We start from the raw sequence: 25067 nt of genomic DNA, 5'->3' as shown, positions 1-25067 counted from the left end.
AAAAATCTAAGTGGATTTCACGCTTTTGCGCTTATTGCTGGCATCCGACGTGGTGTTGGCACATTACCGAGAGTTGACCGGTTTCGGCCAATGGTGGTCCCACGGCTTCTCGAGCACGGTCGCGGTGCAAGCATTTTTTGTCATCAGCGGTTGGATCGTCACCGCGAGTTATGAGTCTTCCAGCAACGTAGGAGGATTCTTCGTACGGCGCATCGCACGTCTTTATCCACTTTATGCAGTGGTCGTCGTCGCGCAAGCGTTCTTCGCTAGCATTCTGATGCACGCGCCGGCAGGATCTTTTGGCGAAATCACCCACTATCTCGCAGCCAATCTCAGTTTTGCAAATTTCTTAAAACCGAGCCTATTAGGGTTTCTCGATCAGGCGCGAGTTCATGCCATCAATCCAGCGCTGTGGACACTCAAGATTGAGGTGATGTTCTACCTGTCAGTCCCGCTTTTGGTCACATTCAACCGCTGGTATCCGCGACAAGCCCTAGCGGCCATGTTCATTGCCTCTACTGCATTCTATTATTTGGTCGACCCCATATCTGGCGAACTGGCGAAACAGCTACCAGGTCAACTTCGGTTCTTTGTTGCGGGAATGGTCTGTCGGCGGCTGTTGGCAAAAACCTCATACGTTCAAAAGTTGCCTAAGGCAGTTTGCTTGCTCCTCACCTTGACTGGATTAGCCGCTGCGCAGTTTTTTGATGGAAACTACGCCTTCGCCTTCTTCCAACCTCTGTTTGTTGCCATCTTTGTTGTGGCGGCGGTCCGACTTTCCCCCAAGCTCAGCCATGTGCCAGACATCTCGTTTGGCGTGTATCTGATACATGCCCCGATCATCCACTTCTTGCATCAAGACGGTATAGGTCTACTCGAACCGGGCCCGCACGGTCTCGCAGTGGTGTTGCTTGCTACGCTGGCTTTCGCCATCGTGGGCTCCTACGCGATTGAGCAGCCTGCCATCCGTTTGGGACACCGTTTATCGCAACATCTTTCAGAGAGGCGAAATGCACGCTTCAAGTCAGCCGTCGAGAGCCTCAATGAAGCTAAATGAAGATATGACCACAGCCGCCGTAACCGAGCATGCCCGCGTGGCAGTGCTGATGTGTACTTACAACGGCGAGAAATACCTGTCGCAGCAGTTGGAATCCATGCGTGCGCAGACCCATTCCAATTGGACGCTGCATGTTTCCGACGATGGCTCCAAGGACGGCTCGCTGGCGATTCTGCGTGCCTTTGCCGCCTCCTTCGACGACAACCGCGTCCAGGTGTATGAGGGCCCGCGCCAGGGTTTCTCGCGCAACTTCTTTTCGCTGATCGCCCGCGCCGAGATTCAGGCCGACTGTTATGCGTTCTGCGACCAGGACGATGAATGGGACACTGGCAAACTGGCGCGGGCGACCCAGGCTCTCGGCGGCCTGCAAGCAGGCCTGCCAGGCCTGTATGGCACGAGCTCGGAATTGATCAGAGCCTCGGGCGACCGCATTGGACGCTCACGCATCTTCCACAAGAAGCCGGGCTTTGCCAACGCACTGGTGCAGAACATGACTACCGGCAACACCATGGTCCTGAACCATGCAGCAGTGGACCTGATGCGCCGAGCCGGTACCGACGTCGAAGTTTCCGCGCATGACTGGTGGGCCTACCTGCTCATCACCGGCAATGGCGGCACGATGATCTACGACCCTTACCCTACCATCCGTTACCGCCAGCATGGCAGCAACCTCTATGGCGAGAACATCTCGCTGCGGGCCAAGTGGGCGCGGGTAAGCAAGCTGTTCAAGGGCGACTTCAAGACCTGGAATGCACTCAACGTGGCCGCGTTGCGCAAGTGCGCCCACATGCTCACTCAGCAAAGCCTGCACCGCCTGGACATGTTCGACCGCGCACGTCGCGCTTCATTGCTTTCTCGGCCTGTGTATCTGCTGCGCTCCGGTGTCTACCGGCAGACCTGGGACGGCCAACTGGCCCTGATCATCGCTACCTTTGCTAAGCGCATCTGAAGCGTCACCTAGCTATCACCATCTCCCGCATGAAAATCCTGTACGTAAATACCTTGTTCCCACCCGATGTGGGGGGCGGCGCAGAACTGTCGCTGGCCATGCTTGCTGCAGGCCAGATGGTCAAAGGCAACGAGGTGCTGGTTGCCGCCACGACCGACCGCAATGAAGTCGTGGACGAAGTGATCGCTGATGTGCCTGTGGTACGCCTTCCGCTGCACAACATCTATTGGCCTCATTCGGAAAAAGGCCCTAGTACTTTGCGCAGGCTGGCTTGGCACGCGCGGGACATCGACAACAGCGCCATGGCCGAATCCCTGACCGGTGTGGTACAGAAATTTAACCCGGACGTCATTTCCTTCCATAACCTCGCCGGCTTTTCGGCCTCGGCCTGGCGCGTGGCAAAGCAGCTTGAGAAACCGGCCGTACAGGTGCTGCACGATTACTACAACCTTTGCCCGAGGTCGCAGCTATTCCGTAACGAACGTAATTGCGAAACACCTTGCCAGCAGTGCAGCATCTTCCGCATTGGGCGTGCCAAGGCGTCCAATCAAGTAGATGCCGTGGTGGGCGCCAGTCAGGCCGTACTCGATGCACATCTGCGCAACGGCTTGTTCGCCAACGTGCAGGCCCGTCGCGTGATCAACAACGCGCGGGATTACGCCACCCCCGGCCGTGCGACTTATCCCGCCACCGCCCAGACCTTTGGCTTTATCGGCACGGTCGCCCCGTGGAAAGGCGTGGGCTTGGTGCTGGAAGCCTTTAGCCAACTGCAGACCAAGCCCGGCATGCAGGCCACCAGAATAGTCATCGCCGGCGGTGGTGAAGAAAGCTATCTGAATGAGCTGAAGACCCGTTACGCCTCGGAGCAGGTGGTTTTTCTCGGCAAGGTGAAACCAGACGAATTCTTCGAGCAGGTCGACGTGTCGGTTGTGCCATCGTTGTGGCACGACCCCTTGCCCGGGGTCGTCTTCGAATCGATGATCTTCGGCGTGCCGGTGATCGGCTCCCGGCGTGGTGGCATTCCCGAGATGATCTCGAACGACGGGAACGGTCTTCTGTTCGAGCCCGATCAGGCCGGCGACCTTGAGGCCGCCATGCACAAGTTGGCCAGTACTCCCGGCCTGTTGGCGCGCTACGGCAACCAGGCCCATCGGGACTCGGCGCGTTATTCGGATACCGGCCGCGTGATCGACGCCTATTACCGACTGTACGAGGAGATCATCGCTGCATGAACAGTTGGCCGCCAAGTTCCCTCTTGCACGCGAAATCCACGGTCGCCGCTCTGGTGCTGGTCTGCGCCTGTCCTTGGCTGCTTGGCGCCGTATTGCCGGCCGACAGCGGCGCCGTTAATGTGCGCGATCACGGCGCCAAGGGTGACGGCAAGGCGGACGATACCGCCGCCATCCTTGCCGCCATTGCGGCCGCGCGCACCGACCAAGGCAAGTTCTTCTGGCCTTCGCGCGTGGTGTACTTCCCCGCAGGGACTTACCGCGTGACCGATTCGCTGATGAAGCGCGACGAGAACGGCCGTTACCTCGCGTCGATGGCGCTAGTGGGTGAATCGGCCGACACGGTGCGCATTCGCCTGGACGAAGCCACCGCGGGCTTCACCGATGCCAAGGCTCCCAAGCCAGTGATCTACACGACGTCAATGCTACTTGGTGGTGCATCCGGTGCCGGTGGCAAGGATTACACCGGCAAAGGTGAAGGCAACGACGCCTACGGCAACTACGTGGAAGATCTAACCATCGACATCGGCCCAGGAAACCCAGGTGCGGTAGGCATCGATTTCCTGGCCAATAATTCTGGCGCCATCCGACATGTACGCATCATGGCCGCCGCGGGCAGCGGCCGTACCGGCATTTCGATGGAACGCAAATGGCCTGGCCCGCTGCTTCTGTCCGACGTCAAGGTACAGGGCTTCGCGGTCGGTATTTCCGTCAGTCAGCGGGAATACGGCCTGACGATGGAAGGAGTCGCGCTCAGCGGCCAGTCCGAGGTGGCACTGCGCAACAACGGTAACGCCCTCGCCCTGCGCAATGTGCGCATCGAAACCGGCGCACTGGCCCTGCAGAATATGGGGCCCGACGGCCTGGTCGTATCCGACCAACTGGTGGTCCAGCTGGCGCGCAACGACGCGACCTGGGTTGACAACCGTGGCTACCTCACCATGAAAGGCACACGTGTCACGCTGGTCAGCGGCGAGAGCGTCGCTGAAAAGGCGGGTGGCTCCTTGCAATCGGCCACTGACGGCGCCTATTTCGGCAATTTGCGCCTGGCAAAGTTCGATGCGTTCTGGAAGCTCGCGACTCCTCCCACCCCCGCCGCGTGGACGCCTGAGGCCAAGCGTTGGGCCAGCGTCGAGCGGTTCGGCGCCAAGGCGGACTCCGGCGAGGATGCCACCGAGGCCATCCGGGCCGCCATGCAGTCCGGGGCCGAAGTCGTCTATTTGCCATCGGGCCGTTATGTCATCAGCGACGTGATCGACGTGCCTGCCAAGGTGCGCCGCATTGTCGGGATGTACTCGTCTGTCACAGTGTCGCGCCGGCGAGCCCCCACACTCAAGGGTGAAACGGGCATGTTCCGGGTGGCCACCGCAGGTTCACCGCTGACGATTGAACGCATTGCACTGGACAATATAGGCATGCCCTCGCAACTGGGCATCGAGCACAGCGGCGCTCGCTCGCTCGTGCTGCAGGATGTGCTTGCGGCCGGCACAGGCCTGGTAAGCCGTATGCCAAGCGGCGGCCCCCTGTTCCTGGAAAACACTTGCTGCGGCCCCATGGTCCTGGCCGGCAGGAACGGCGTATGGGCGCGGCAATTCAATACTGAAGGTCAAGGCGTACGCATTTTCAACGACGGTGCGCCACTGTCCATCCTTGGATTCAAAACCGAACAGAACAACACGGCAATCCAGAACACCGCCGGGGCCAACACCGAGGTGATCGGTGGCCTGCTCTACATGATCCACCCGCCAGCGGTTGCTCGTCCAGCCTTCATCAACGCATCCGGCGCGCGCTTCTATGCGGTCTATGTAGAAACCGTGCAGCGTGAAGGGGCGTCCTACCGTGTTCACGTATCGCCAAGCGATGACGGCACGGAATCTGCAAAGCAACTTTCGTCCGCGGTCATGGCCGAAGACTTGCCAACACGTGGCCGCGGCCGCGTTGTGCCAGGCCTGGAAGTCGGCCTCCCCGCCAACTCGAAATAACCCGCTATTCCCATGATGACCCAAGCCTTTCTTTTCTTGCCTGCATGAGTGCGGTAACCCTTGTGACCGTGACCTACGGCGACCGGCTGCATCTTCTGCGGCAGGCGTTGTCCTCGGCCTTCAGCGAAGGCGTGGCTAATGCTGTTGTCGTCAGCAACGGCTCTTTCGTCCCGATCGAGGCCGAGTGCCAAGCCGTCTTCGGCGATCGAGTCCAGGTAATCAGCCATGCCAAGAATCTCGGTTCCGCTCCAGGATTCAGGGCCGGTATGGAAGCCGCTTGCCGTGCCGGCGCCGACTACATTTTGCTCCTCGACGACGACAACCGGCTCGAACCCGGCAGCCTTCTCAAATTACTGCAAGCCTATCGCCACACGCTGGAGACAAGCCAGGACGCGCCACTGGCCGTGGTCGGCTTCCGGCCCGAGAACCAGACCGAGATCAGCAACGGTAGCACCCGTCAGAGACTGCATCCCAATGCGTTCTTCGGATTCCATCTGAAGCATTTGCCACGAAAGCTGTTGCGACGTATGCACCCTCTACGTCCATCCGGCCAAGCGCGATTGCCTGAATTCGGGTTGCTCGACGTCGCCCCCTATAGCGGCATGCTGTTCCAGGCATCCCTTATTCAGAAAATCGGCCTGCCGGACGCAAGCTTCGTGCTGTATGCCGACGACACAGAGTTTTCCTACCGTGTCACACGCATGGGCGGCCAGCTGATCGTGGTCACTGGAAGCCGGGTGGTCGATATCGAACCCTCATGGAATACCAAGCGCCTGCACAAATCAGCTTCGCATGCCTGGCTGGCCGGCGGCTCGGATCTCAGCGTCTTCTATGCAGCGCGCAACCGCTCGTATTTCGAGCGCTACAGCGTGCCGCATAACCCGCTACTGCGCGGGCTGAACCGGTTTGTTTTCCTAACTGGCATGCGGCTGCTCGCACGCAGGCTGGGCAAACAGGCACGGTATGAGCTCTTTCTCTCGGCCGTAGCCGACGGCGAGGCACGTCGTCTCGGCTCCAAACAAGGCTTTGAGCTCGCATGACTGAAGCGTCTCTACCAACACCATTGGCAGGGCCGGCCGACCAACCCCTCAGCACGGCCGACATAGTTGCGCTGACCGTGACCTATGGACGGCGCATCGCTCTTATCCGCCTCTGCGTGCAATCGCTGGAAGCGCTTGGCATCCCCCGTCTGGTCATTGTGGGCAACGGAGTCGACGCGGCTTACAAGTTGGAACTGGAAGCTCTGAAGACTACGGCGAACCTGGCTATTACCATCGTCCATCTCGACAAGAATGTGGGAGCCGGCGCGGGTTTCACAGCCGCCATTCGCCATGCGCGTGCCGAATTGGGAGACCGATACCTTTGGCTGCTGGACGACGACAACTGCCCACGTCCCGGCGCACTCGAGGCACTGCGTCATGCAGCCAAACAATGCGATCCGCTGCATTCGTTGATCGCTTTCACAAGCCTTCGTGGCGAAAGATTTCCCCTTTGGCTCAACGCTGCCAAGACCGGCCAGGGCGAAGGGGTGTTCTACCGGAAATCCAGCATTTCGTCCCTCGATGTGCGCCGCATACCGGAGTTCGTGCTGAAACGGCTGCGTAGCAGTCCGCCGTCATTACCCTTAATGACCGAGGTCGACTCCTCTCCCGAAGCGCAAGGGGTCGATATTCCCGGTGGACCTTATGGCGGATTTTTCATCCACAGCCGGCACATCGATGTCATCGGTTATCCCGACGAACGCTTTGTGCTGTATTTCGACGACCTCGAATGGACCAACCGGGTGCGCCGCCATGGTGGCCATGTAGTGCTCGTGCCGGGCTGTGTAGTGGACGACGCCGAGGGAGACTGGGCCGCTGGCGATGCGCAGCCCACTGGCAGGAGCCGCTTCTTCATGATCGACCTTTTGCGTAGCGAGAACCCCAAACGGCTGTACTACAGCATCCGCAACAACATTTATTTCAAGAGCCGGTATTGGAGCGACGGCTGGGTCATCACCGCGGCCAACGTGACCATGTTCGTCACCCTTGCGCTCGGTCTTGGCCTGGTTCTGCGCCGCCCGCGCAATGCCTGGACCATGGTCAGCGCCGCTTTCGACGGGGTGACCGGTCGGCTGGGCGGCTCGCTCTGACACCGCCGACCAGATTGAAACGATTACTTAGTAACCTAGGAAAACAATGACCACCATCATCGAACAATACGAACACAACACATCCAAGGGGCCGGACTACCGCCCTTCTTCGGACCTGCCCGCGGAAGGCGTGGCCGACCCGGCGGTTCGCTACATTGCCTACTACCTTCCACAGTTTCACACGATTCCGGAAAACGACGAATGGTGGGGTCGGGGATTCACCGAATGGAGCAACGTCACGAAGGCACTGCCGCGGTATGTGGGCCACTACCAGCCGCGCTTGCCCGAGGAACTCGGTTACTACGATCTCTCCAAGGTGGACGCACTCAAGCGTCAGGTGGAGCTCGCCAAGCGTGGCGGCATTTATGGCTTCTGTATCCACAACTACTGGTTCAGCGGCCGCACAATCCTGGACACCCCACTGAACTTGCTGCTCGAAAACAAGGACATCGACTTCAAGTTTTGCCTGAACTGGGCAAACGAAACCTGGTCGCGTCGCTGGGACGGCTCTGAACAGCATGTACTGATGAAGCAGAACCATGCGCCAGGTGAAGACATCCAGTACGCCGAGTACATCGCCAAGTTCATCAGGGACGAACGCTACATCCGGATCGACGGCCGCCCGGTCATCATGTTGTACCGCCCAAGCCTCGTCCCCGATGCGAAGGAGATGGTGCAGAGATGGCGCGAGTACTTCAAGGCCCAGGGCCTTGGCGACCCTTACATCATGATGCCGCAGGCCTTCGACGACAACGACCCGCGCAAATACGGCATGGACGCCGTGGCGGGCTTCCCGCCGCACAAGGTGGGCAAAGGCTTGTTCAACAACCGACGCCGACTGCGCTACCTCGACCCGCGCTTCATTGGCAACGTCGTGACATACGATGAACTGGCCGAAAGCGGCATGGCCAACAAGGCGGAAGGCTACACGCTGCATCCCGGCGTATGCCCTAGCTGGGACAACGACGCGCGCCGCCCGAACTGGGGCCGCGGCTACTCTGGCTCCAACCCAGCGAAATACGGCGACTGGCTACACGCCGCTTCCACCCAGGCACTCCAGGAGCCCTCTAAAGAAGCACGCATCGTGTTCATCAACGCGTGGAACGAATGGGCCGAGGGCGCCTATCTCGAACCCGATCGGCATTTCGGCTCCGCGTATCTCCACGAAACGCGCAAGGTCCTAGACCAACTGGGTAGCAAACGTAGCAGGAAACGGCCGAACCACGGCCCGATGGAAGAAGCACCCGCAAGCTTTTTCAACTTCGTAAAAAATCTGCCCAGCCTAGGATTACGCAAACTCACGGGCAACTTTGGCGGACGCAACCTTCGATGACCGAGGTGCGGGACCGGGAGATTTTTCCGCGCAGCGTGGTGCCGGGCGGAATGCAATCCGCGTCGGTCAAAGGCTCATTTGCCACGATGCTCAGCCAGGGCCTGAAGATGGCCCTGCAGTTCGGCACGCAATTGGTGTTGGCGCGGATTCTGTTCCCGGCCGACTTCGGTTTGCTGGCGATGATCGCCCCCATCATTGCCGTGGTCATGATCATCAACGACCTGGGTTTTGGCCAAGTGGTGGTTCAGCGCGCATCGATCTACCAGTTGCAGATGTCGAATCTGTTCTGGGTCAACCTCGCCATGGGGACCACGCTCGGCGCACTCATCATTGCCGCCGCACCGTTGGCCGCCTACCTCTATGGAGAGCCGCGGGTGCTGGGGTTGACATCCGTCATGGCGCTAATGATTCCGCTGGGAACGCTGGGTATCCTGCCTAACGCCTTTCTTACCCGAAAGATGCGCTTCGTTTCCATCGCCAAGATCGATGTTGGCGCTGCCTTGATGGGTAGCGCCGCAACGGTCGCCGCAAGCCTGCTGGGCATGAGTTATTGGTCGCTGGTATTTGGGCAACTCGTCTCGACCCTGACCGCAGTATCGACGGCTTGGTTGCTTAGCGGCTGGAAGCCGTCTTGGCCGACACGGTCGATCTCGGTGCGGGCCGAGTTCGCCTTTGGCCGCAACGTCACCGGGACCAACCTCGCCAACGTACTCTCCAAGTCTGCCGACAACCTGCTGATCGGATACGTCGAAGGGCCGGTACAGCTAGGCTTTTACGATCGAAGTTATCGGCTGCTGGTTCAGCCGCTCAGCCAGTTGCTGTTGCCGATCAACCGTGTGGCGGTGCCGCTGCTGTCCAGCCTGTCGCAGGACGCGGCCGCGTTTCGCAAAACTTATTTGTTTATGGTCCAGCTTCTCGTCGTAGCGACGGTACCCGGCCTTCTGGTATGTGTTGCCGATGGGGCAACCGTGATTCGATTTCTGATGAGTAGCCGCTGGGAGCCCGCCACGCCGATATTCGCGTGGTTTTGCGTCGGCGGCATGACTTCTGCCCTGTTTTCCAGCGCGTCGTGGATTTTCATCAGCCGCAATCGAACCGGCGCCATGCTCAAGTACTGGGTGACCGCCTCTGGCATCAATCTCACCGCGTGCATCATCGGCATTTACTGGGGCGCAGTGGGGGTTGCGGCCGTGGCGAGTCTGTCGTTCATCTTTATCCAGACACCCTTGGTGCTAAGCGGAGCGCTTAAGGAAGGGCCCGTGAACTTCCGAGATATTTTTGGCGTCATTGCCACGCCCACACTGGCCGCGGCGATCACGTTTGCGGCCGTGCGATTTGGCTTGTTCGCCAAGGCGCCATCCGATCTTGTCACGCTGTTGCTGGAAGTAGGCCTGTCGTACGGGCTACTTGTGCTCCTGTTGGCGTGCACGGGCCATGGCAGGGCATTTCTCCTTCAGACACGAAAAGCGCTCCGTAAAGCGATCCACCCATCGGAACGTTAGTCTTGCTGCGCCGTGGGTTCGATATTTCGCTTGGGCAATACAACCTTTAAGTTGCTTGGATGCTTTTTCGGTAGCAATGGCTGAACTATTGAACCCGAGTACCTCCGGCAGCCGCCGGCTTATACCCTGCGTATCAGCCGTGCCGCCTACGCCACAGGGAGTCCATTCTGGGTGTGGTGTAAACAGCCGACAGCATGCCGATCTACCACGAGGTGTTTGCCGGCAATAGGTAAGCGGCCAGCCATACCGTCTTGACGGTAGGACCCAAATCAGTAGCCGTTGATTTCGTCGACCATATCTCCATCGTCATAGAACTGCCCGATGGCTTTATCGAGTCGCTTAAGCAATGCGTTCATTGCCCGCAGCGCGGCAATGAACTCCTTGGCTTCGTAACCCTTGTCGGCCCTCAGCGTGAATTCGGCCTGCCGCTTGCCGTGCATCGGTTGATCATCACCCTGGTCGCCTCGCGCTCGGCAAAGCCATCGGCGCTGGTGGCGATGGCTTTGGCCACCAGCCCATGGCGGTTGCCCGTGAGGATATGGCCCATGAAACGGAAGAGGCAGGCGTTGTCGCCTTTGCAGTACAGCCGGGCATCGGCATCAGTATTCGATGCAGATGTGCTGCCGGTTGCGGCGCCATCATCAGCTCCATCGCTGGCGTGCTTCCACACGAAGCTTTGTGCCCCGGCAAGGCTGCATCGGATTGACATCCCCACTGAAGTACTCACCCGAGAGCATCCCTTTGTCCACGGCCTGCACCAGCACCAGATTGAAGAGTTCGATGACCGTGTTCTGTGCAACCAAACGCTCGCGGTTCTTGATGAACACGGTGGGCACCCACACGTCGTCATTCGTGGTCAGACCGATAAACCGGCGAAACGGCAGGTTATATCGGCCGCTGCATGAGCTGGCGCTTCAAGTGCACGCCGTGGAACACCTGGCCTGCAGCAGCATGACGCGCAAAAGTTTCTCCTAGGCGATGCTTGGACAACCGCCTTTGCTTTGATATGGACCTTGTACATGGCGCGGAACAGAACGTCAATCTTCACCAAGGCCGCGTTGATCAACTGGCGGATCAGCCGTAGTGCACACTGGCGGGGCGAAGTCCTCCAGCCGGCGCGGCGTGAATAGGCTCTCGAGGAAGGAGTCGGCTCACCGCTTGGTCTGGGCTCAGGATCGGTGGGGGGATGGATGACAGCATCGCGTCCGGCTAGGACGTGATCGCTATGGCGACCAGACGTTTCAGCCGCCTTCGAAGTGAAGTGCAACAAACGATCAAATCTGAAACATAAATCATTGACAGTGTCACATCTCTTGGAATTACGTTGTTGACTACCTACAGTGGCACATTTGTTGCAGTGCACAATGCCGACGCGCGCCACGCAAACTGAACGCATCGACTAATAAAAAAGTACCAACGACAACCATGACCAACAATTCATCGCCATCCGACAAGACAGTGACGACAGACTTACCAGTAAGCCTGTGGCGTCGAGCTCCACCCGCGTCGATCTATGATTACATGGAAGGAATTAAAGGATTCACAACCGGATTCGATTACCTACGGTTTGGGCTTTCGTTAGCCGTTCTCATTTGGCACTCATATCTTTTCACCTTCGGATTATCCGAGGCACTTGAATTGGCCACGAACTGGAGTGGAAGAATCACTTACTGGATTCTTCCAATGTTTTTCGCACTGAGCGGCTTCCTCATCACATCGAGCCTATCGCGTACGCCGAGCATTAAAAAATTTCTCTGGTTGCGATTCATTAGAATCTACCCTGCGCTTACTGTAGAGGTCATTCTTTCCGCGCTGATTCTTGGTCTATTAGCTACATCGTTTTCTATTCGACAGTACTTTTCGGACCCGGCGTTCTACAGGTATTTGCTCAATATATTGGGCTGGATTCATTATGAGTTACCCGGAGTCTTTTTAGAAAATCCGCTTCCCAACTTGGTAAATACTTCTTTGTGGACCGTACCATTTGAACTGGAATGCTACATTGCTCTTACACTTTTGGCACTCTTTGGATTACGCAAATGGCCCGGCTGGTTTTTGGTGACTTTCACGTTACTCTGCCTAATTAAAACGGTGGTGGCAATCTACATACCAATAACCGCAGGAAGTTCAGCCAACGTCAATGGTCGACACTTGGTTCTTTTCTTTATCGCTGGCGTCCTGATTAATATCAACCGTGAAAAAATTCCCTTCAGCGGTGCTTTGGCCATTCTTTCTACCCTGCTGGGTGCATTATTTTTATACAACTATCAGTTTATCTACCTTGCCCCGTTTCCCGTGGCATATCTCACCATATGGCTGGGTCTTCAGCGCCCCAAGCGGATTCCCTACGTCATGGATGGTGACTACTCATATGGAATATATTTGTACGCAGCCCCAATTCAGCAGGCTGTTTGGCATTTTACTGTTTTCGGTAAAACATACGTCGGCAATGTCATATTATCGATAATCCTCACCTCCATTTTTGCAGTATTTTCATGGCATGCCATAGAAAAACCCATGTTGCGATTTAAAAAGATGTTTTGATGCGTGGCAGGCTCAACTTTGAAATGCGAGACAGCGTTATCTGTAAAGTGTCACCCGCTCTGAACGTCAGCACGGACAGCGTCTCGCAACATTAGGGGCCGACGGCCTGACCCTATGAGGGGCGTCTTCAAAGTCTCGCGCGATCCACGCTTTGCGGCAAAACTTGAATACATCTCTTGGGCCTGTGCGTGCTGCCACCCGAACACTCGCTGGTGCTGTGGTGCGGCGAGAGAAGCTTGGTGCAGGCGCCGGATCCGGCTACACCTTGGCTATGGGGGCTTAAGATCCGTCAGCGTCGCGGGATCCTATCTTGGGTGGCTGCGGAGCCGTCAAATCCGTCAAAAGTGGCACCTGCCCATCCAAATCCGTTTCTGGCGGTTCTTTAGACACTAAAGATGGATCAGGACTTCCCACGGTGAAAAAATCGTCCTGGGACTGGTACGGCGAGTCTGCACCCACGAACCGCTCCCATTGTTTCACAATGAATACAAAAAAAGCGTTCGACAGCTTTGACATGCTCCGCGCATGATACAGCTGGTGCTGCCATGGACAAAATTCTCCAAAAAGTGCGTAATCGCTGGTTAGCCAGGCAAGGCCTGCCGATGCCCAGACACACCATCTTGCGCCATATCGAACGGTAGCCCGCGCATAGCTATCTGATTGATCAGGCTTGAGTCAGCCAAGACGTACGGTGTGCCGGAAGCGCCACGCCTACCCTATTTTTACCAACTCCCGCGGTCTTGCGCATCGCAAAATACACTCTTGCGCCAATGCTTTCACCTCGCGATTTTCAGGTATGGTTAGTAAAAATACAGTTGACGATAAACTAAAAATAAATTCTTTTGAATTTTCCTAGCACAAACTATCTTCCACCGGTTACAAACCTTAAAACCGATGGGAAATATCGAGAAAATGTAAAAAATAAAATCAGAGTAAAAGCAATGGTTACAGTGGGAGCAAGAAAATACAAAGCCAGAATCGAAAATTGATTTTCTGGATGAACCAATCCATAAGATACTTTTTTAAAAGCAGTCAGCATAGGCTCGTGAGTCGCATAGACGAAAAAACTAGCAGAGCCCAAACTAATAATTTTATTCTTCAAAGCCTCCACCAAAATTACATATTTCGTTCCACTCATGATTGCCATACAACCCCAAATGATACTGAACTTATAAAAATATGGATAAATATCCACCCCCTTCAATGAAACCGTCAAAACAAGAATTACGAAATAACACAAGATCTGGATTTTTGCAAATTTATCAGAAAAAAACAGATTAATTTTCTTCAGCGAAAAGAAACAGCCCAAAGAAAAATAGAGAAGCGCTTCAAAATCAGGGAAATACGCAACGCGAAGATCAAAAACCCACGCCGCCAGCAGAAGGGTCAAAAACACCCATGCGATTTTATTAATAAATATAAAAATCAACGGTGAAAAAACCACCAACACCATTAAATCGCGAATAAACCAAAACTGATAGGCAATTGGCATGCGCCCAATTCCAAAGATTGCCCGAAGGTAGTCATAAGTCCCAAAACCAACCATCGAAGTATGCCCCCAGAGAAATACTTTCGTAACGCTGGTATAGACTGCGCAACCGAGAAAATAGAGACAGTTAACACCCCCAAAAAAGAAAAGGGATAAGCAAGGTTTTTACACGAGAAATGACATTATTCTGGTAATGCTCAAAAGACCATCCCTCTTTCAAGAAAAATAAATATCCGGAAATAACAAAAAACAATGGAACGGCAGTTCTCGCCAAGCCATTCGAAATAAAATCCTGAACAAAGCCAACTATTGGCGAATTCTTAATCGGAGAAATTTCCGAATTCGAAAGATTCATACTCCCACCATACGCATGTACGAAAACGACCCCAACGATTAATGGAAATCGCAGCAGGGCAAGCCGCGCAGAATTTTCATGATTCAACACTGGCTAATTCTCATCGACTGACAACTAAACGTTCCAGCATCGGTTCAACTTTCAACAACGCTTGAACGAGTTGAGCCGCCGAATTCTCCCATGTGTACTTCTTAACGGGCGGGGTCGCCACATTTAAAGAAACTTTTGGTTCACTCGACCTCAGCAAGGCAAAAGCAGCCTCCCAACTGGCCTCATCACCCAAGCGGACATACGACGCGGATGTACCCAAAACTTCACGCAACACGGGGATGTCCGAAACAATCACGCGGGCACCACAAGCCAGGGCTTCGAGCGGTGGAATACCGAATCCCTCCCACATCGATGGATATACGAAGGCTGCACAGGTTTGATATAACCTTAGCAATTCTGCATTTTCAGCATATGGAATAATTTTTACTCGACCAACCAAACCGGCATTCTTGATCAATTCACCCAAATACTCACGATATTTCCCCCGAGATGAAACGATAACAAGAGAATAGTCATCCTTCCAAAATTTGGCATTTTGAATGATTTCCTGTACATTCTTGTGAAAATAGGAAGCCCCTACCACCAGGAGAAAATTCTCCTTGGGCGCAGATGATGGGTAAAACTTTGTCGTATCGACTCCATTGGGAACAACGTGAATATCATCCAATGGCACACCATATTCCTCATGGATATCTAGCCGTGTGGTCTCAGAAACAGTAAAGACAGCTCTCGCGACAGCCAGCTGGGGGGGCAATATATGCTTAAAATATAAGCTCTGCAGAGGATGATTTTTAGGAAGCCGCACCGAAATTAAATCGTGAACGGTGAGTATCTGCTGCTTGCTGTTTGGGAACGCCAAATGAGTTGGCGAATACAGCAAACGATCATTGGGCTGCTGAAAACGGCGCGCCCATAAAAGGCGGCGGACCGGTGCCAGCTTGCCTGCGCCTAAAAGGATGTTGTCCGGGCTTGTACTCACGACGCGGCCCTGCCCCAGATAACCCGCGGGTGCCACGATATCGGCATCGAACATACGGGTGATCGCATCTGCACAGTGGGTGGCATAGACACCAAGACCGGTCGATTTGGTGCCGACCACAGACATATTTACGAGTAACTTCATTTGAATCAGAGACTAAATCGATGATTTGAAAAGCAGAAAGGGCGCAAAGCGCCCCTTTACATAGACGAGTAGGTCCGACTCAACCCCGCCCGATACTGAAATACTCAATCTCCATCGCCCGCACCAACGCCGGGTCATACAGATTCCGACCATCGAACACCACCGGCTGCTTCAGCCTTGTCTTGATCGCATCGAAATCCGGACTGCGGAATTCCTTCCACTCCGTCACGATGACTAGCGCATCGGCACCATCCAGCGCGCTCTTCGGCCGCCCGGCGAAGCTCAGCCGTGGCTCATCACCAAAGATACGCTCGGCTTCGCTCATGGCCACCGGGTCATAGGCCGTGACCGTGGCGCCGCGGCGCAGCAGCTCGGCCACCACCACGCGGCTCGGTGCGTCGCGCATGTCGTCGGTGTTGGGCTTGAAGGCCAGGCCCCATAGGGCGAAGCGCTTGCCGGATAGGTCGTTGCCGAAGCGTTCGACAATCTTGTCCACCAGCACGTGTTTCTGCGCGTCGTTGGCCTCTTCCACTGCGGTCAGCACGCGCAGCTTGTTGCCGTGCTGGCCCGCGGTCTTGATCAGCGCCTTGACGTCCTTGGGGAAGCATGAGCCGCCGTAGCCGCAGCCCGAATACAGGAAGTGGCTGCCGATGCGCGGATCGCTGCCGATGCCGGAACGCACCAGTTCGATGTCGGCGCCCAGCACTTCGGCCAGGTTGGCCAGTTCGTTCATGAAGCTGATGCGCGTGGCCAGCATGGCATTGGCGGCATATTTGGTGAGCTCGGCGGAGCGCACGTCCATCAGCACCAGTTTCTCGTGGTTGCGTTGGAACGGGCCGTAGAGCTGGCGCATCAGGCCGATGGCCTTTTCGTCGTCGGCGCCGACGACGATGCGGTCGGGCCGCATGAAGTCTTCGATGGCCGCGCCTTCCTTCAGGAACTCGGGGTTGGAGACCACGCTGAATTCGGTCTTGCTGTCGCGCGCGGCGAGTTCGGCCTGCACCGCTTCGCGCACCTTGTCGGCCGTGCCCACAGGCACGGTGGACTTGTCGACGATGACGCGGTAGCCGTCCATGTGTTTGCCGATGTTGCGGGCCGCGGCCAGCACGTATTGCAGGTCGGCCGAGCCGTCTTCATCGGGCGGCGTGCCCACAGCGATGAACTGGATGGTGCCGTACTGCGCGGCGCGCTTCACATCGGTGGTGAAGGAAAGGCGGCCCGCCTCGACGTTGCGGCGCACGACTTCCTGCAAGCCGGGCTCATGGATCGGGATGCCGCCGTCTTCCAGAATCTTGATCTTGGCAGGGTCCACATCCAGGCACAACACGTCATTGCCCACATCCGCCAGGCAGGCGCCGGAAACCAGGCCCACATAACCCGTACCGATGACCGTAATCTTCATGAAGCAAACCCCTCGTCAAAAAATTTAATTCGAAATCTCTCAAGCGCAACCGCGCCCGCCGCATGGACTCATTCCATGCTGACGTTGATCTTGTAGCCATGGCTTTGCAGCAAGGCCTGGCGCTGGGCGTGCGCCAGGTCGGTGGCCACCATTTCGCCGATCATTTCATCCAGCGTGATCTGCGGCACCCAGCCGAGGTCGGACTTGGCGAGCGCCGGATCGCCGAGCAGCGTCTCCACTTCTGCAGGCCGGAAATAACGCGGGTCGACGTTGACCAGCACGTCGCCGATCTTTACGGCGGGCGCCTTGTCGCCGGTCACGGCGGTCACCACGGCCTTTTCTTCCACGCCCGAGCCCTCGAAGGCCAGCGTGATGCCGAGTTCGGCCGCGGCCTTCTCGATGAACTGGCGCACGCTGTATTGCACGCCGGTCGCGATCACGTAGTCCTTGGCTTCCTGCTGCTGCAGCATCATCCACTGCATGCGCACGTAGTCCTTGGCATGGCCCCAGTCGCGCAGCGAATCGAGGTTGCCCATGAACAGGCATTTGTCCAGGCCCTGGGCAATGTTGGCCAGGCCACGCGTGATCTTGCGCGTGACGAAGGTCTCGCCGCGGCGTGGGCTCTCGTGGTTGAACAGCACGCCGTTGCAGGCATACATGCCGTAGCTCTCGCGGTAGTTCTTGGTGATCCAGTAGGCGTAGAGCTTGGCCACGCCGTAAGGGCTGCGCGGATAGAACGGCGTGCTTTCCTTTTGCGGGATCTCCTGCACCAGGCCATACAGCTCGCTGGTGCTGGCCTGGTAGAAGCGCGTCTTCTTTTCCAGCCCGAGCAGCCGGATGGCTTCCAGCAGCCGCAGCGTGCCCATGGCGTCGACGTCGGCGGTGTACTCGGGGCTTTCGAAACTCACGGCCACATGGCTTTGCGCGCCCAGGTTGTAGACCTCGTCGGGCTGCACCTGCTGCACGATGCGCGTGAGGTTGCTGGTATCGGTCAGGTCACCATAGTGCAGGTACAGCTTGCGGTTCGTGACGTGCGGGTCCTGGTAGAGGTGATCGATGCGCTCCGTATTCAGCGACGAGGCGCGCCGCTTGATGCCGTGGACTTCGTAGCCCTTTTCAAGCAACAGTTCCGCGAGGTAGGAGCCGTCCTGGCCGGTAATGCCGGTGATGAGTGCGCGTTTCGTCGTCATTTTTATATGTCTCGGTTTTCAGGAAGCAGCCGCAGTGCGGTGGTTTTGCAGGAAATCAAGGTAGGCAAGATGGATGCCATCGGCCAGCGAGGTGGTCGCACGCCAGCCGAGGTTCTGCAGCCGCTGCACGTCCATGAGCTTGCGCGGGGGGCCGTCGGGCTTGCTGCTGTCGCATTCGATGCGCCCCTGGTAACCCACCTCGCGCGCCACCAGCGCGGCAAGTTCACCGATCGACAGGTCTTCGCCGGTGCCCACGTTGATGTGGCTCAGCATCGGCCGGGTATGGGCGTGGTAGACCTCGGGGGCCAGGTTCATCACGTGGATGCTGGCCGCGGCCATGTCGTCCACGTACAGGAATTCACGCTTGGGCGTGCCCGTGCCCCAGATCGTCACACTGGCGGCACCCGCTTCGCGCGCTTCATGGAAGCGGCGGATCAGCGCGGGCAACACGTGGCTGTTCTGCGGATGGTAGTTGTCGCCCGGGCCATACAGGTTGGTGGGCATCACGCTGCGGTAGTCGATGCCGTGGCTCGCACCGTATTGGCGGTTGTAGCTCTCGCAGAGCTTGATGCCGGCGATCTTGGCCACCGCGTAGGGCTCGTTGGTCGGCTCGAGCGGGCCCGTCAGCAACGCATCCTCGGCCATGGGCTGAGGCGCCAGGCGGGGGTAGATGCAACTCGAGCCCAGGAACAGCAGCTTCTTTACGCCTGCCGAAAACGCCTGGTGCACCACATTGGCTTCGAGCATCAGGTTGGCGTAGATGAATTCGGCGGGATAAGTACTGTTGGCATGGATGCCGCCGACCTTGGCCGCCGCGAGATAGACCTCGTCGATGCGTTCGGCCTGGAAGAACGCACGCACCTGCGCCTGTTCGGTGAGATCCATGTCAGCATGGCTGCGGGTGACGATCTGCGCCGGGCTCACGCCCTGGGCCAGCAACTGGCGCAGGATGGCACTGCCCACCATGCCGCGATGTCCGGCTATGAAAATTCGTCGCTGCTGGGTCATCGGGCCTCTTCTTCGCTGGGATGGTTTACAACGGTCGCACGGGTTGTGGAAACACGGACTGCGAAGGGTGTCATGGTCCCGCCGAGCACCGCGATGAAGGGTGCCACCCGCGCGGATCGGGCGTTCGCCGAAACGCGCCTGCCACAGGCCGGCTGCGGGCCGACCTGCACCTTGGGAAGGCGACCAGTCAAGGGGTTGATCTTACAGCTGAAGCGCGACAGGCCAGAGGCAGGCGCACGCCGCAAAACTCGAGGAAAGCCCGGGCCGGATGAGTCCATCCCGGACGTGGAGCGCCGCACGCCGGCCGCGGACCGTTGTTGCCCGGCTCAGTGCTAGCGGGCGGCGAGCCGGCGCTTGGCGATGACGAAAATCACGCCGACGGCGGCCATCAGTGTGAAACCCTTGCTCTGCGGCAGACCTTCCAGGAACTGGATCAGCCCGCCGCGTGCGGCCGGCGCGTTGCCACGGTAGCCGGGCTCGTTGAGGGAACCGGTCGACGCATCGGACGAGATGCCACCCACGTAGCTCGCCTTGACCATGCGGCCCGAAGGATCAAAAGCATCGTGCTTGAAAGCCTGGCCGGCCGTTACCGCACGGGCCATGGCATCCTGCGGCGAAGCCATCGAGGAAGTGGACGCGGCAACGCCCAGTAGCAAAGCAGCTAAAGAGTATGTCAGTCTGTTCATGAATCCTCCAGGAAACCGTTGATCCGGTAGCAGCCAGGGCGCAAACCCCGACTACCCAACACATCTAGGGAGGTACCCCATTCGCGTTAATACCTAGTTTACACACTATGCTGCGGTGCAACACGACAATTTTGCATTTCCGCAACGGATGGAAGTAAGGGTTGATGGCGATGTGTTGGTAAATATTTCCGCGATGGGCGGGATCGACCGCACAAACATCGGTGAATGACAGATGACAGGCGAATTACAACGCCGTACCAGCTATCCGCTCCACTTTCTGATCGGACAGTGCCTGCAATGCGGCTGGCTGCACCAAGTTGGGGTTGATTTCGGCCAGAGGCGCCAGCACGAAGGCCCTTTGCCTCATGCGCGGGTGGGGAATGCTGAGATGGGGGCTTTGCACGCACGCTTCCCCATACAACAGGATGTCCAGGTCGAGTGTGCGCGGCGCATTGAGATAGGGGCGTTCGCGGCCCGCGAGATGCTCCAGTTTCTGTAGCTTCTCCAGCAATACCGGTGCGCTCAGGCGCGTGGAAACCTCGATGACCGCATTGATGTAGTCCGGGCCGCTCGAATCGACAGGGGCCGTGCGGTAAAGCGACGAGCGTCGGCACACCGTCGTCCCGGCCAGCTGGGCGATGTCGTCCATGGCGCCCCGAACGGTCGCCTGGGCGTCACCGAGGTTGGCGCCGAGGGCGATGTAAGCGGTGACGGAAACGCGGTCCGCGGTCATGGCAAAGGCGTCAGGCACGCGGGCTCTCGGGCCTACCCGTGACCAGCAGGACGATCAGCCGTCCTGGCCCGGCGTCGAGGCCGCATCGCCACGGCCCGCGCCCGGCTTGCGGCGACGCCGGCGTTTGCGCGGCGCACCGTCCGCGGGGGCGCCCTCGCCTTCCGGGGCCGTCTCGGACTCGGCCGGACGTGGCCGCTTGGCAGCGGTCGGCGCCGCGCCCTCTTCCTTCGGCGCCGCCGGTTGGCGCACCACGCGGACACGCTGGCGCTGGCCCAGTTCTTCACGCGCCTGCTCGAGCAGGTCCTGGCGCTGGTTGTCGTCGCCCACGCTGAATTCTTGCCACCACTCGGCCAGGGCTTCGTCGATTTCGCCGGTGTCGGCGCGCAGGCGCATGAAGTCGAAGGCGGCGCGGAAGCGCGGCTGGTCGATCAGGCTGTAGGGCGTGCTGCCGGTGCGCTTTTCGAAACGCGGCTGCATGAGCCAGGTCTCGCGCATGTCGCCGGCGAGCTTGCCGCGGCCGGACACATCGCCGATGCGCGAATTGAACACATCTTCGATGGCGTCCTGCAGCGCCGAGAACGATGGCTGGCGTTGTGCCTGGCGCTTGGCCCAGCCCTCGCGCACGTCGGCCCACAGCACGCAGGCCAGCAGGAAACTCGGTGCCACGGGCTTGCCTTCGCCGACGCGGCGGTCGGTGTCCTGCAGCGCGGCGCGCACGAAGGGCTGCTCGGCACGTTCGACCACCACGTCGAGCAGCGGATAGATGCCGGTGGCCATGCCGAGCGCCTTGAGCTGCTCGATGGTGGCGATGGCGTGGCCGGTCTGCAGCAGCTTGAGCATTTCGTCGAACAGCCGGCTCTGCGGCACGTCGGCGAGCAGCTTTTGCGAATGCACCAGCGGCGCGGCCGTCTTGGGCTCGATCTTGAAGCCCAGCGCGCCGAGCTTGGCGGCGAAACGCACGGCGCGGATGATGCGCACCGGGTCTTCGCGGTAACGCGTGGCCGGGTCACCGATCATGCGGATCACGCGGTTCTTGCTGTCCTTGATGCCGCCGTGGTAGTCGACCACGATCTGGCTCTTCGGGTCGTAGTACATGGCGTTGATGGTGAAGTCGCGGCGTGCGGCGTCCTCGTCCTGCGGGCCCCAGACGTTGTCGCGCAGCACCCGGCCGGTGGAATCCACCGCATGCTTCATGTTGGCCAGTTCGCTCTTGCTGGTGCGCTCATTGCCCGCCACCTGCTCGGCCGCGGCGTTGTCCATGTGCGCGCGGAAGGTGGAGACCTCGATCACCTCGTGTTCGCGGCCACGGCCGTAGACCACGTGCACGATGCGAAAGCGCCGCCCGATGATGAAGGCGCGGCGGAACAGCCCCTTCACCTGCTCGGGCGTGGCGTTGGTGGCCACGTCGAAGTCCTTGGGGCGCAGGCCGACCAGCAGGTCGCGCACCGCGCCGCCGACGATGTAGGCCTCGAAGCCAGCCGCCTGCAGCGTGCTGACGACGTTGATGGCGCGTTCGTCCACGAGCTTCGGGTCGATGCCGTGCGCCTCGGCCGTCACTTCGGCGCGTTTGCCGAACTTGTTCTTCTTGGCCGCGGCGGTGGTGGCCGCACTGGAAGCGGCCGGCTTCTTGCCGAGCAACTTGTCGATGAAATTTTTGATCATGTCTGCTTTTGAAACAATTCGAGTATGGGCCATCCGCGCTCGACGGCGACGGCGCGCAGGCGGTCGTCCGGGTTGGTGGCGACGGGGTGGTCCACCTTTTCCATCAGCGCGAGGTCGTTGATGGAGTCGGTGTAGAACGTGATCTCCACGTCCGACCAGTCGAGCTGGCGCTCGGCCAGCCACTGGGCCACACGGGTGACCTTGCCTTCACGCGCCGATGGTACGCCCTTGATGGCGCCGGTGAACCAGCCGCCAGCGCCGTCCTCGCCGATGGGCTCGCACTCGAGCTCCACCGCGATCAGCTGCGTCACGCCGAACTCGGTGGCGATCGGGCGCGTCACGAATTCGTTGGTGGCGGTGACGATCACCACCTCGTCACCCGCGTCCTGATGCCGCTTCACCAGCGCACGCGCCGCTGGCGTGATGGCCGGCAGCACCACATCGCGCATGAAATCTGCGTGGGCAGCTATGGATTTCGTAGCACCCTGGCGCCGAGCGGCGTCCACGGCAAAGCGAACATAGTCGTGGATGTCGAGCGTGCCGGCCTTGTAGTGGGCGTAGAACTCGTCGTTGCGCCGCTTGAATTCGACCGGGTCCGTCCAGCCGATGGCGGTGGTGAACACGCCCCAGGTGTAGTCGGAATCGACGGCCAGCAGGGTATGGTCGAGGTCGAACAGGACGAGCTTCTTCTTCGCTGAATTCAAAGTGTCTCCAACATGGACTTGATCATGGGCACGGTGATGCCGCGTTGCGTCTGCAGCGCGTAGCGATCAAGGTGGTCGAGCAACTGCATCAGGCTGCCCAGGTCGCGGCTGAAGCGGTTCAGCATGAAATCCATCACCTCGTCGCCGAGGAACAGGCCACGCGCGTCGGCCTGCTTGCGCAGCACCGCGCGGCGCTCGGCCTCACCCAGAGGCTGCAGTGCGAACACATGGCCCCAGCCCAGGCGCGTGCGAAGGTCGTCCCGCAGCGGCAGGTCGGCCGGCGGCAATTCGCCCGCGCCGAGCACCCAGCGCTGCCAGGTCTGGGCGTTGACGAACCAGTTGAAGGCCGCATGTTGCTGCTCGCTGTTGTACAGGTGCACCTCGTCGAGCAGCACCGCCGCCCAGGCCTCGTTGAATTCGGGTGGCTCGAACACGCTGGCATCGAGCCAGCCCACGGTCGCGCCCTGCTCGCGCAAGGCTTCGCGCACTGCCTTGAGCAGATGGGTCTTGCCACTGCCGCCCGGCCCCCAGAGGTAGGTCGGCACGGGCGAACGCGTGCTCTGGCTGGTCTGCGGGCCCGTCCACAACTGCAGATGGCGCAAGGCGGCCTCGTTCGGCCCGGCAAAAAAACTGTCCAGCGTCGGCCCTGGGACGAGGCCGATGTCGAGCACCAGTTGTTGCATGTGAGGGCCGGGCATGGGGTTGGTGAGGAGAGAAAGAGCCAATCGGCAGCGGTGTCGACAAGAGCGGCGGAAAACACGACGACCGTGGCGCCGGAGCGGCGCACACAAGCCTTTAAAATCCTCCAAATTCTATAGGGCCGCGCGCCCGTTCACCTTTTGGCCGGATTCCGGCTGTTTTTGCCCACTTTTCCGAACAATCACCATGACATCATCCAACGCCACCCCCCTCTCGTACAAGGACGCCGGGGTCGACATCGACGCGGGCGACGCCCTGGTGGAACGCATCAAGCCGCTGGCCAAGAAAACCATGCGCGAAGGCGTGCTGGCCGGGATCGGTGGCTTCGGTGCACTCTTCGAGGTGCCCAAGCGCTACAAGGAACCGGTGCTGGTGAGCGGCACCGATGGCGTGGGCACCAAGCTGCGCCTGGCGTTCGAATGGAACATGCACGACACGGTGGGCATCGACCTGGTGGCCATGAGCGTGAACGACGTGCTGGTGCAGGGCGCCGAGCCGCTGTTCTTCCTCGACTACTTCGCCTGCGGCAAGCTGGACGTGGACACTGCCGCGGCCGTGGTCGGTGGCATTGCCAAGGGTTGCGAACTCTCGGGCTGCGCACTGATCGGCGGCGAGACGGCGGAGATGCCAGGCATGTACCCGCCCGGCGAATACGACTTGGCCGGCTTCGCCGTTGGCGCGGTCGAGAAGAGCAAGATCCTCACCGGCCGCGACGTGGCCCCTGGCGACGTGGTGCTCGGCCTGGCCTCGAGCGGCGTGCACTCCAACGGTTTCAGCCTGGTGCGCAAGTGCATCGAGCGTACCGGCGCCTCAAACACAGTCCTGCCCGCCACGCTCGACGGCAAGCCGTTCAAGCAGGCACTGATGGAGCCCACCCGCCTGTACGTGAAGAACGTGCTGGCCGCACTGGCGGTTCATCCGATCAAGGCCCTGGCTCACATCACCGGCGGTGGCCTGCTGGAAAACATCCCGCGCGTGCTGCCCGAAGGCACGGCGGCGCACCTGGTGGCCGGCAGCTGGCCCCAGACCGAGCTCTTCGCCTGGCTGCAGAAGACGGCCGGCATCGACGACTTCGAGATGAACCGCACCTTCAACAACGGCATCGGCATGGTGGTCGTGGTCGATGCGTCCAATGCAGCGGCCGTGAGCGCCACGCTGCAGGCCGCGGGCGAGACGGTCTACACCATTGGCAAGATCGCAGAGCGTGGTGATGGCGCTGCGGTGGTGGTGAGCTGATC

At 59.0% G+C, this 25067-nt stretch carries 23 protein-coding genes and 1 pseudogene; 10 read left to right on the top strand and 14 right to left on the bottom strand.

Going from position 1 to position 25067, the window contains the following annotated elements:
* Positions 1-10: 10 nt before the first annotated feature.
* From RD110_RS10110 to RD110_RS10075, 8 genes are all read left to right on the top strand, one after another.
* A complete protein-coding gene (locus tag RD110_RS10110; RefSeq protein WP_076199081.1) occupies positions 11-1057 on the top strand; it encodes an acyltransferase family protein in 1047 nt (348 codons plus the stop codon).
* 4 nt (positions 1058-1061) lie between these two features.
* A complete protein-coding gene (locus tag RD110_RS10105) occupies positions 1062-2006 on the top strand; it encodes a glycosyltransferase family 2 protein (RefSeq protein WP_204250048.1) in 945 nt (314 codons plus the stop codon).
* 29 nt (positions 2007-2035) lie between these two features.
* Positions 2036-3238 carry a glycosyltransferase family 4 protein gene (locus RD110_RS10100; RefSeq protein ID WP_076199079.1) on the top strand — a complete coding sequence of 401 codons (1203 nt, stop codon included), beginning with the start codon at positions 2036-2038 and terminating at the stop codon, positions 3236-3238.
* The gene (locus tag RD110_RS10095; RefSeq protein ID WP_083686197.1) at positions 3235-5217 is read left to right on the top strand and encodes a glycosyl hydrolase family 28-related protein; all 1983 of its coding nucleotides are present in this window, start codon (positions 3235-3237) and stop codon (positions 5215-5217) included. The genes RD110_RS10100 and RD110_RS10095 overlap by 4 nt, the downstream gene beginning before the upstream one ends.
* 68 nt (positions 5218-5285) lie before the next feature.
* Positions 5286-6257: a glycosyltransferase gene (locus RD110_RS10090; protein ID WP_204250047.1), complete on the top strand. Its 972-nt coding sequence runs from the start codon at positions 5286-5288 to the stop codon at positions 6255-6257.
* On the top strand, positions 6254-7348 hold the full coding sequence (locus RD110_RS10085; RefSeq protein ID WP_083686195.1) for a glycosyltransferase: 1095 nt from the start codon (positions 6254-6256) through the stop codon (positions 7346-7348). Before RD110_RS10090 ends, RD110_RS10085 begins: the two co-directional genes overlap by 4 nt.
* 46 nt (positions 7349-7394) lie before the next feature.
* On the top strand, positions 7395-8681 hold the full coding sequence (locus RD110_RS10080) for a glycosyltransferase WbsX family protein (protein WP_076199071.1): 1287 nt from the start codon (positions 7395-7397) through the stop codon (positions 8679-8681).
* Positions 8678-10183 (top strand): lipopolysaccharide biosynthesis protein, encoded by a 1506-nt coding sequence (locus tag RD110_RS10075; RefSeq protein WP_076199069.1) that lies wholly within the window; start codon positions 8678-8680, stop codon positions 10181-10183. The genes RD110_RS10080 and RD110_RS10075 overlap by 4 nt, the downstream gene beginning before the upstream one ends.
* 269 nt (positions 10184-10452) lie before the next feature.
* Here the strand turns inward: RD110_RS10075 and RD110_RS27855 are convergent, their stop codons facing one another.
* From RD110_RS27855 to RD110_RS10070, 3 genes are read right to left on the bottom strand one after another with little or no spacing between them, the layout of a single operon-like run.
* On the bottom strand, positions 10453-10623 hold the full coding sequence (locus RD110_RS27855) for a hypothetical protein (RefSeq protein ID WP_157900116.1): 171 nt from the start codon (positions 10621-10623) through the stop codon (positions 10453-10455).
* The gene (locus RD110_RS27850; protein WP_157900115.1) at positions 10590-10853 is read right to left on the bottom strand and encodes a hypothetical protein; all 264 of its coding nucleotides are present in this window, start codon (positions 10851-10853) and stop codon (positions 10590-10592) included. The genes RD110_RS27855 and RD110_RS27850 overlap by 34 nt, the downstream gene beginning before the upstream one ends.
* On the bottom strand, positions 10825-11025 hold the full coding sequence (locus RD110_RS10070) for a hypothetical protein (protein ID WP_076199067.1): 201 nt from the start codon (positions 11023-11025) through the stop codon (positions 10825-10827). The genes RD110_RS27850 and RD110_RS10070 overlap by 29 nt, the downstream gene beginning before the upstream one ends.
* Before the next feature lie 583 nt (positions 11026-11608).
* Here RD110_RS10070 and RD110_RS10065 point away from each other — a divergent pair.
* Complete coding sequence (locus RD110_RS10065) at positions 11609-12727, top strand: acyltransferase family protein (protein ID WP_083686194.1); 1119 nt, start codon at positions 11609-11611, stop codon at positions 12725-12727.
* Positions 12728-13589: 862 nt separating this feature from the next.
* On the opposite strand, the pseudogene RD110_RS27845 reads toward RD110_RS10065, so the two are convergent.
* From RD110_RS27845 to hda, 11 genes and pseudogenes are all read right to left on the bottom strand, one after another.
* Positions 13590-14327, bottom strand: a pseudogene (locus RD110_RS27845) (acyltransferase family protein); the annotation flags it as partial.
* Between the two features lie 16 nt (positions 14328-14343).
* Positions 14344-14661 carry an acyltransferase family protein gene (locus tag RD110_RS28955; protein ID WP_076199063.1) on the bottom strand — a complete coding sequence of 106 codons (318 nt, stop codon included), beginning with the start codon at positions 14659-14661 and terminating at the stop codon, positions 14344-14346.
* 10 nt (positions 14662-14671) lie between these two features.
* Positions 14672-15745 (bottom strand): glycosyltransferase family 4 protein, encoded by a 1074-nt coding sequence (locus tag RD110_RS10055; protein ID WP_076199061.1) that lies wholly within the window; start codon positions 15743-15745, stop codon positions 14672-14674.
* 79 nt (positions 15746-15824) lie between these two features.
* Positions 15825-17147 carry a UDP-glucose dehydrogenase family protein gene (locus RD110_RS10050; RefSeq protein WP_076199059.1) on the bottom strand — a complete coding sequence of 441 codons (1323 nt, stop codon included), beginning with the start codon at positions 17145-17147 and terminating at the stop codon, positions 15825-15827.
* 68 nt (positions 17148-17215) lie between these two features.
* Positions 17216-18337 carry a GDP-mannose 4,6-dehydratase gene (gene gmd / locus RD110_RS10045; RefSeq protein ID WP_076199057.1) on the bottom strand — a complete coding sequence of 374 codons (1122 nt, stop codon included), beginning with the start codon at positions 18335-18337 and terminating at the stop codon, positions 17216-17218.
* 18 nt (positions 18338-18355) lie between these two features.
* Positions 18356-19345: a GDP-L-fucose synthase gene (gene fcl / locus RD110_RS10040; protein ID WP_076199055.1), complete on the bottom strand. Its 990-nt coding sequence runs from the start codon at positions 19343-19345 to the stop codon at positions 18356-18358.
* A gap of 332 nt (positions 19346-19677) precedes the next feature.
* Positions 19678-20031, bottom strand: a complete 354-nt coding sequence (locus tag RD110_RS10035; protein WP_157900113.1) for a hypothetical protein — start codon at positions 20029-20031, stop codon at positions 19678-19680.
* 244 nt (positions 20032-20275) lie between these two features.
* Positions 20276-20764: a 2-amino-4-hydroxy-6-hydroxymethyldihydropteridine diphosphokinase gene (gene folK, locus RD110_RS10030; protein WP_076199051.1), complete on the bottom strand. Its 489-nt coding sequence runs from the start codon at positions 20762-20764 to the stop codon at positions 20276-20278.
* 54 nt (positions 20765-20818) lie between these two features.
* Positions 20819-22426, bottom strand: a complete 1608-nt coding sequence (gene pcnB, locus RD110_RS10025; RefSeq protein WP_076199049.1) for a polynucleotide adenylyltransferase PcnB — start codon at positions 22424-22426, stop codon at positions 20819-20821.
* The gene (locus RD110_RS10020) at positions 22423-23130 is read right to left on the bottom strand and encodes an HAD family hydrolase (protein ID WP_076199047.1); all 708 of its coding nucleotides are present in this window, start codon (positions 23128-23130) and stop codon (positions 22423-22425) included. The genes pcnB and RD110_RS10020 overlap by 4 nt, the downstream gene beginning before the upstream one ends.
* Complete coding sequence (gene hda / locus RD110_RS10015) at positions 23127-23813, bottom strand: DnaA regulatory inactivator Hda (RefSeq protein WP_076199045.1); 687 nt, start codon at positions 23811-23813, stop codon at positions 23127-23129. The genes RD110_RS10020 and hda overlap by 4 nt, the downstream gene beginning before the upstream one ends.
* A 202-nt stretch (positions 23814-24015) precedes the next feature.
* Between hda and purM the strand changes: the two genes are divergently transcribed.
* Entirely contained in the window at positions 24016-25065 is a 1050-nt protein-coding gene (purM, locus tag RD110_RS10010) for a phosphoribosylformylglycinamidine cyclo-ligase (protein ID WP_076199043.1), read from the top strand.
* The last annotated feature ends 2 nt before the right edge of the window (positions 25066-25067 follow it).

The sequence above is a fragment of the Rhodoferax koreense genome (genome assembly GCF_001955695.1).
Taxonomy (GTDB): Bacteria; Pseudomonadota; Gammaproteobacteria; order Burkholderiales; family Burkholderiaceae_C; genus Rhodoferax_B; species Rhodoferax_B koreensis.
This window is presented reverse-complemented; position numbering and strand designations above follow the sequence as displayed.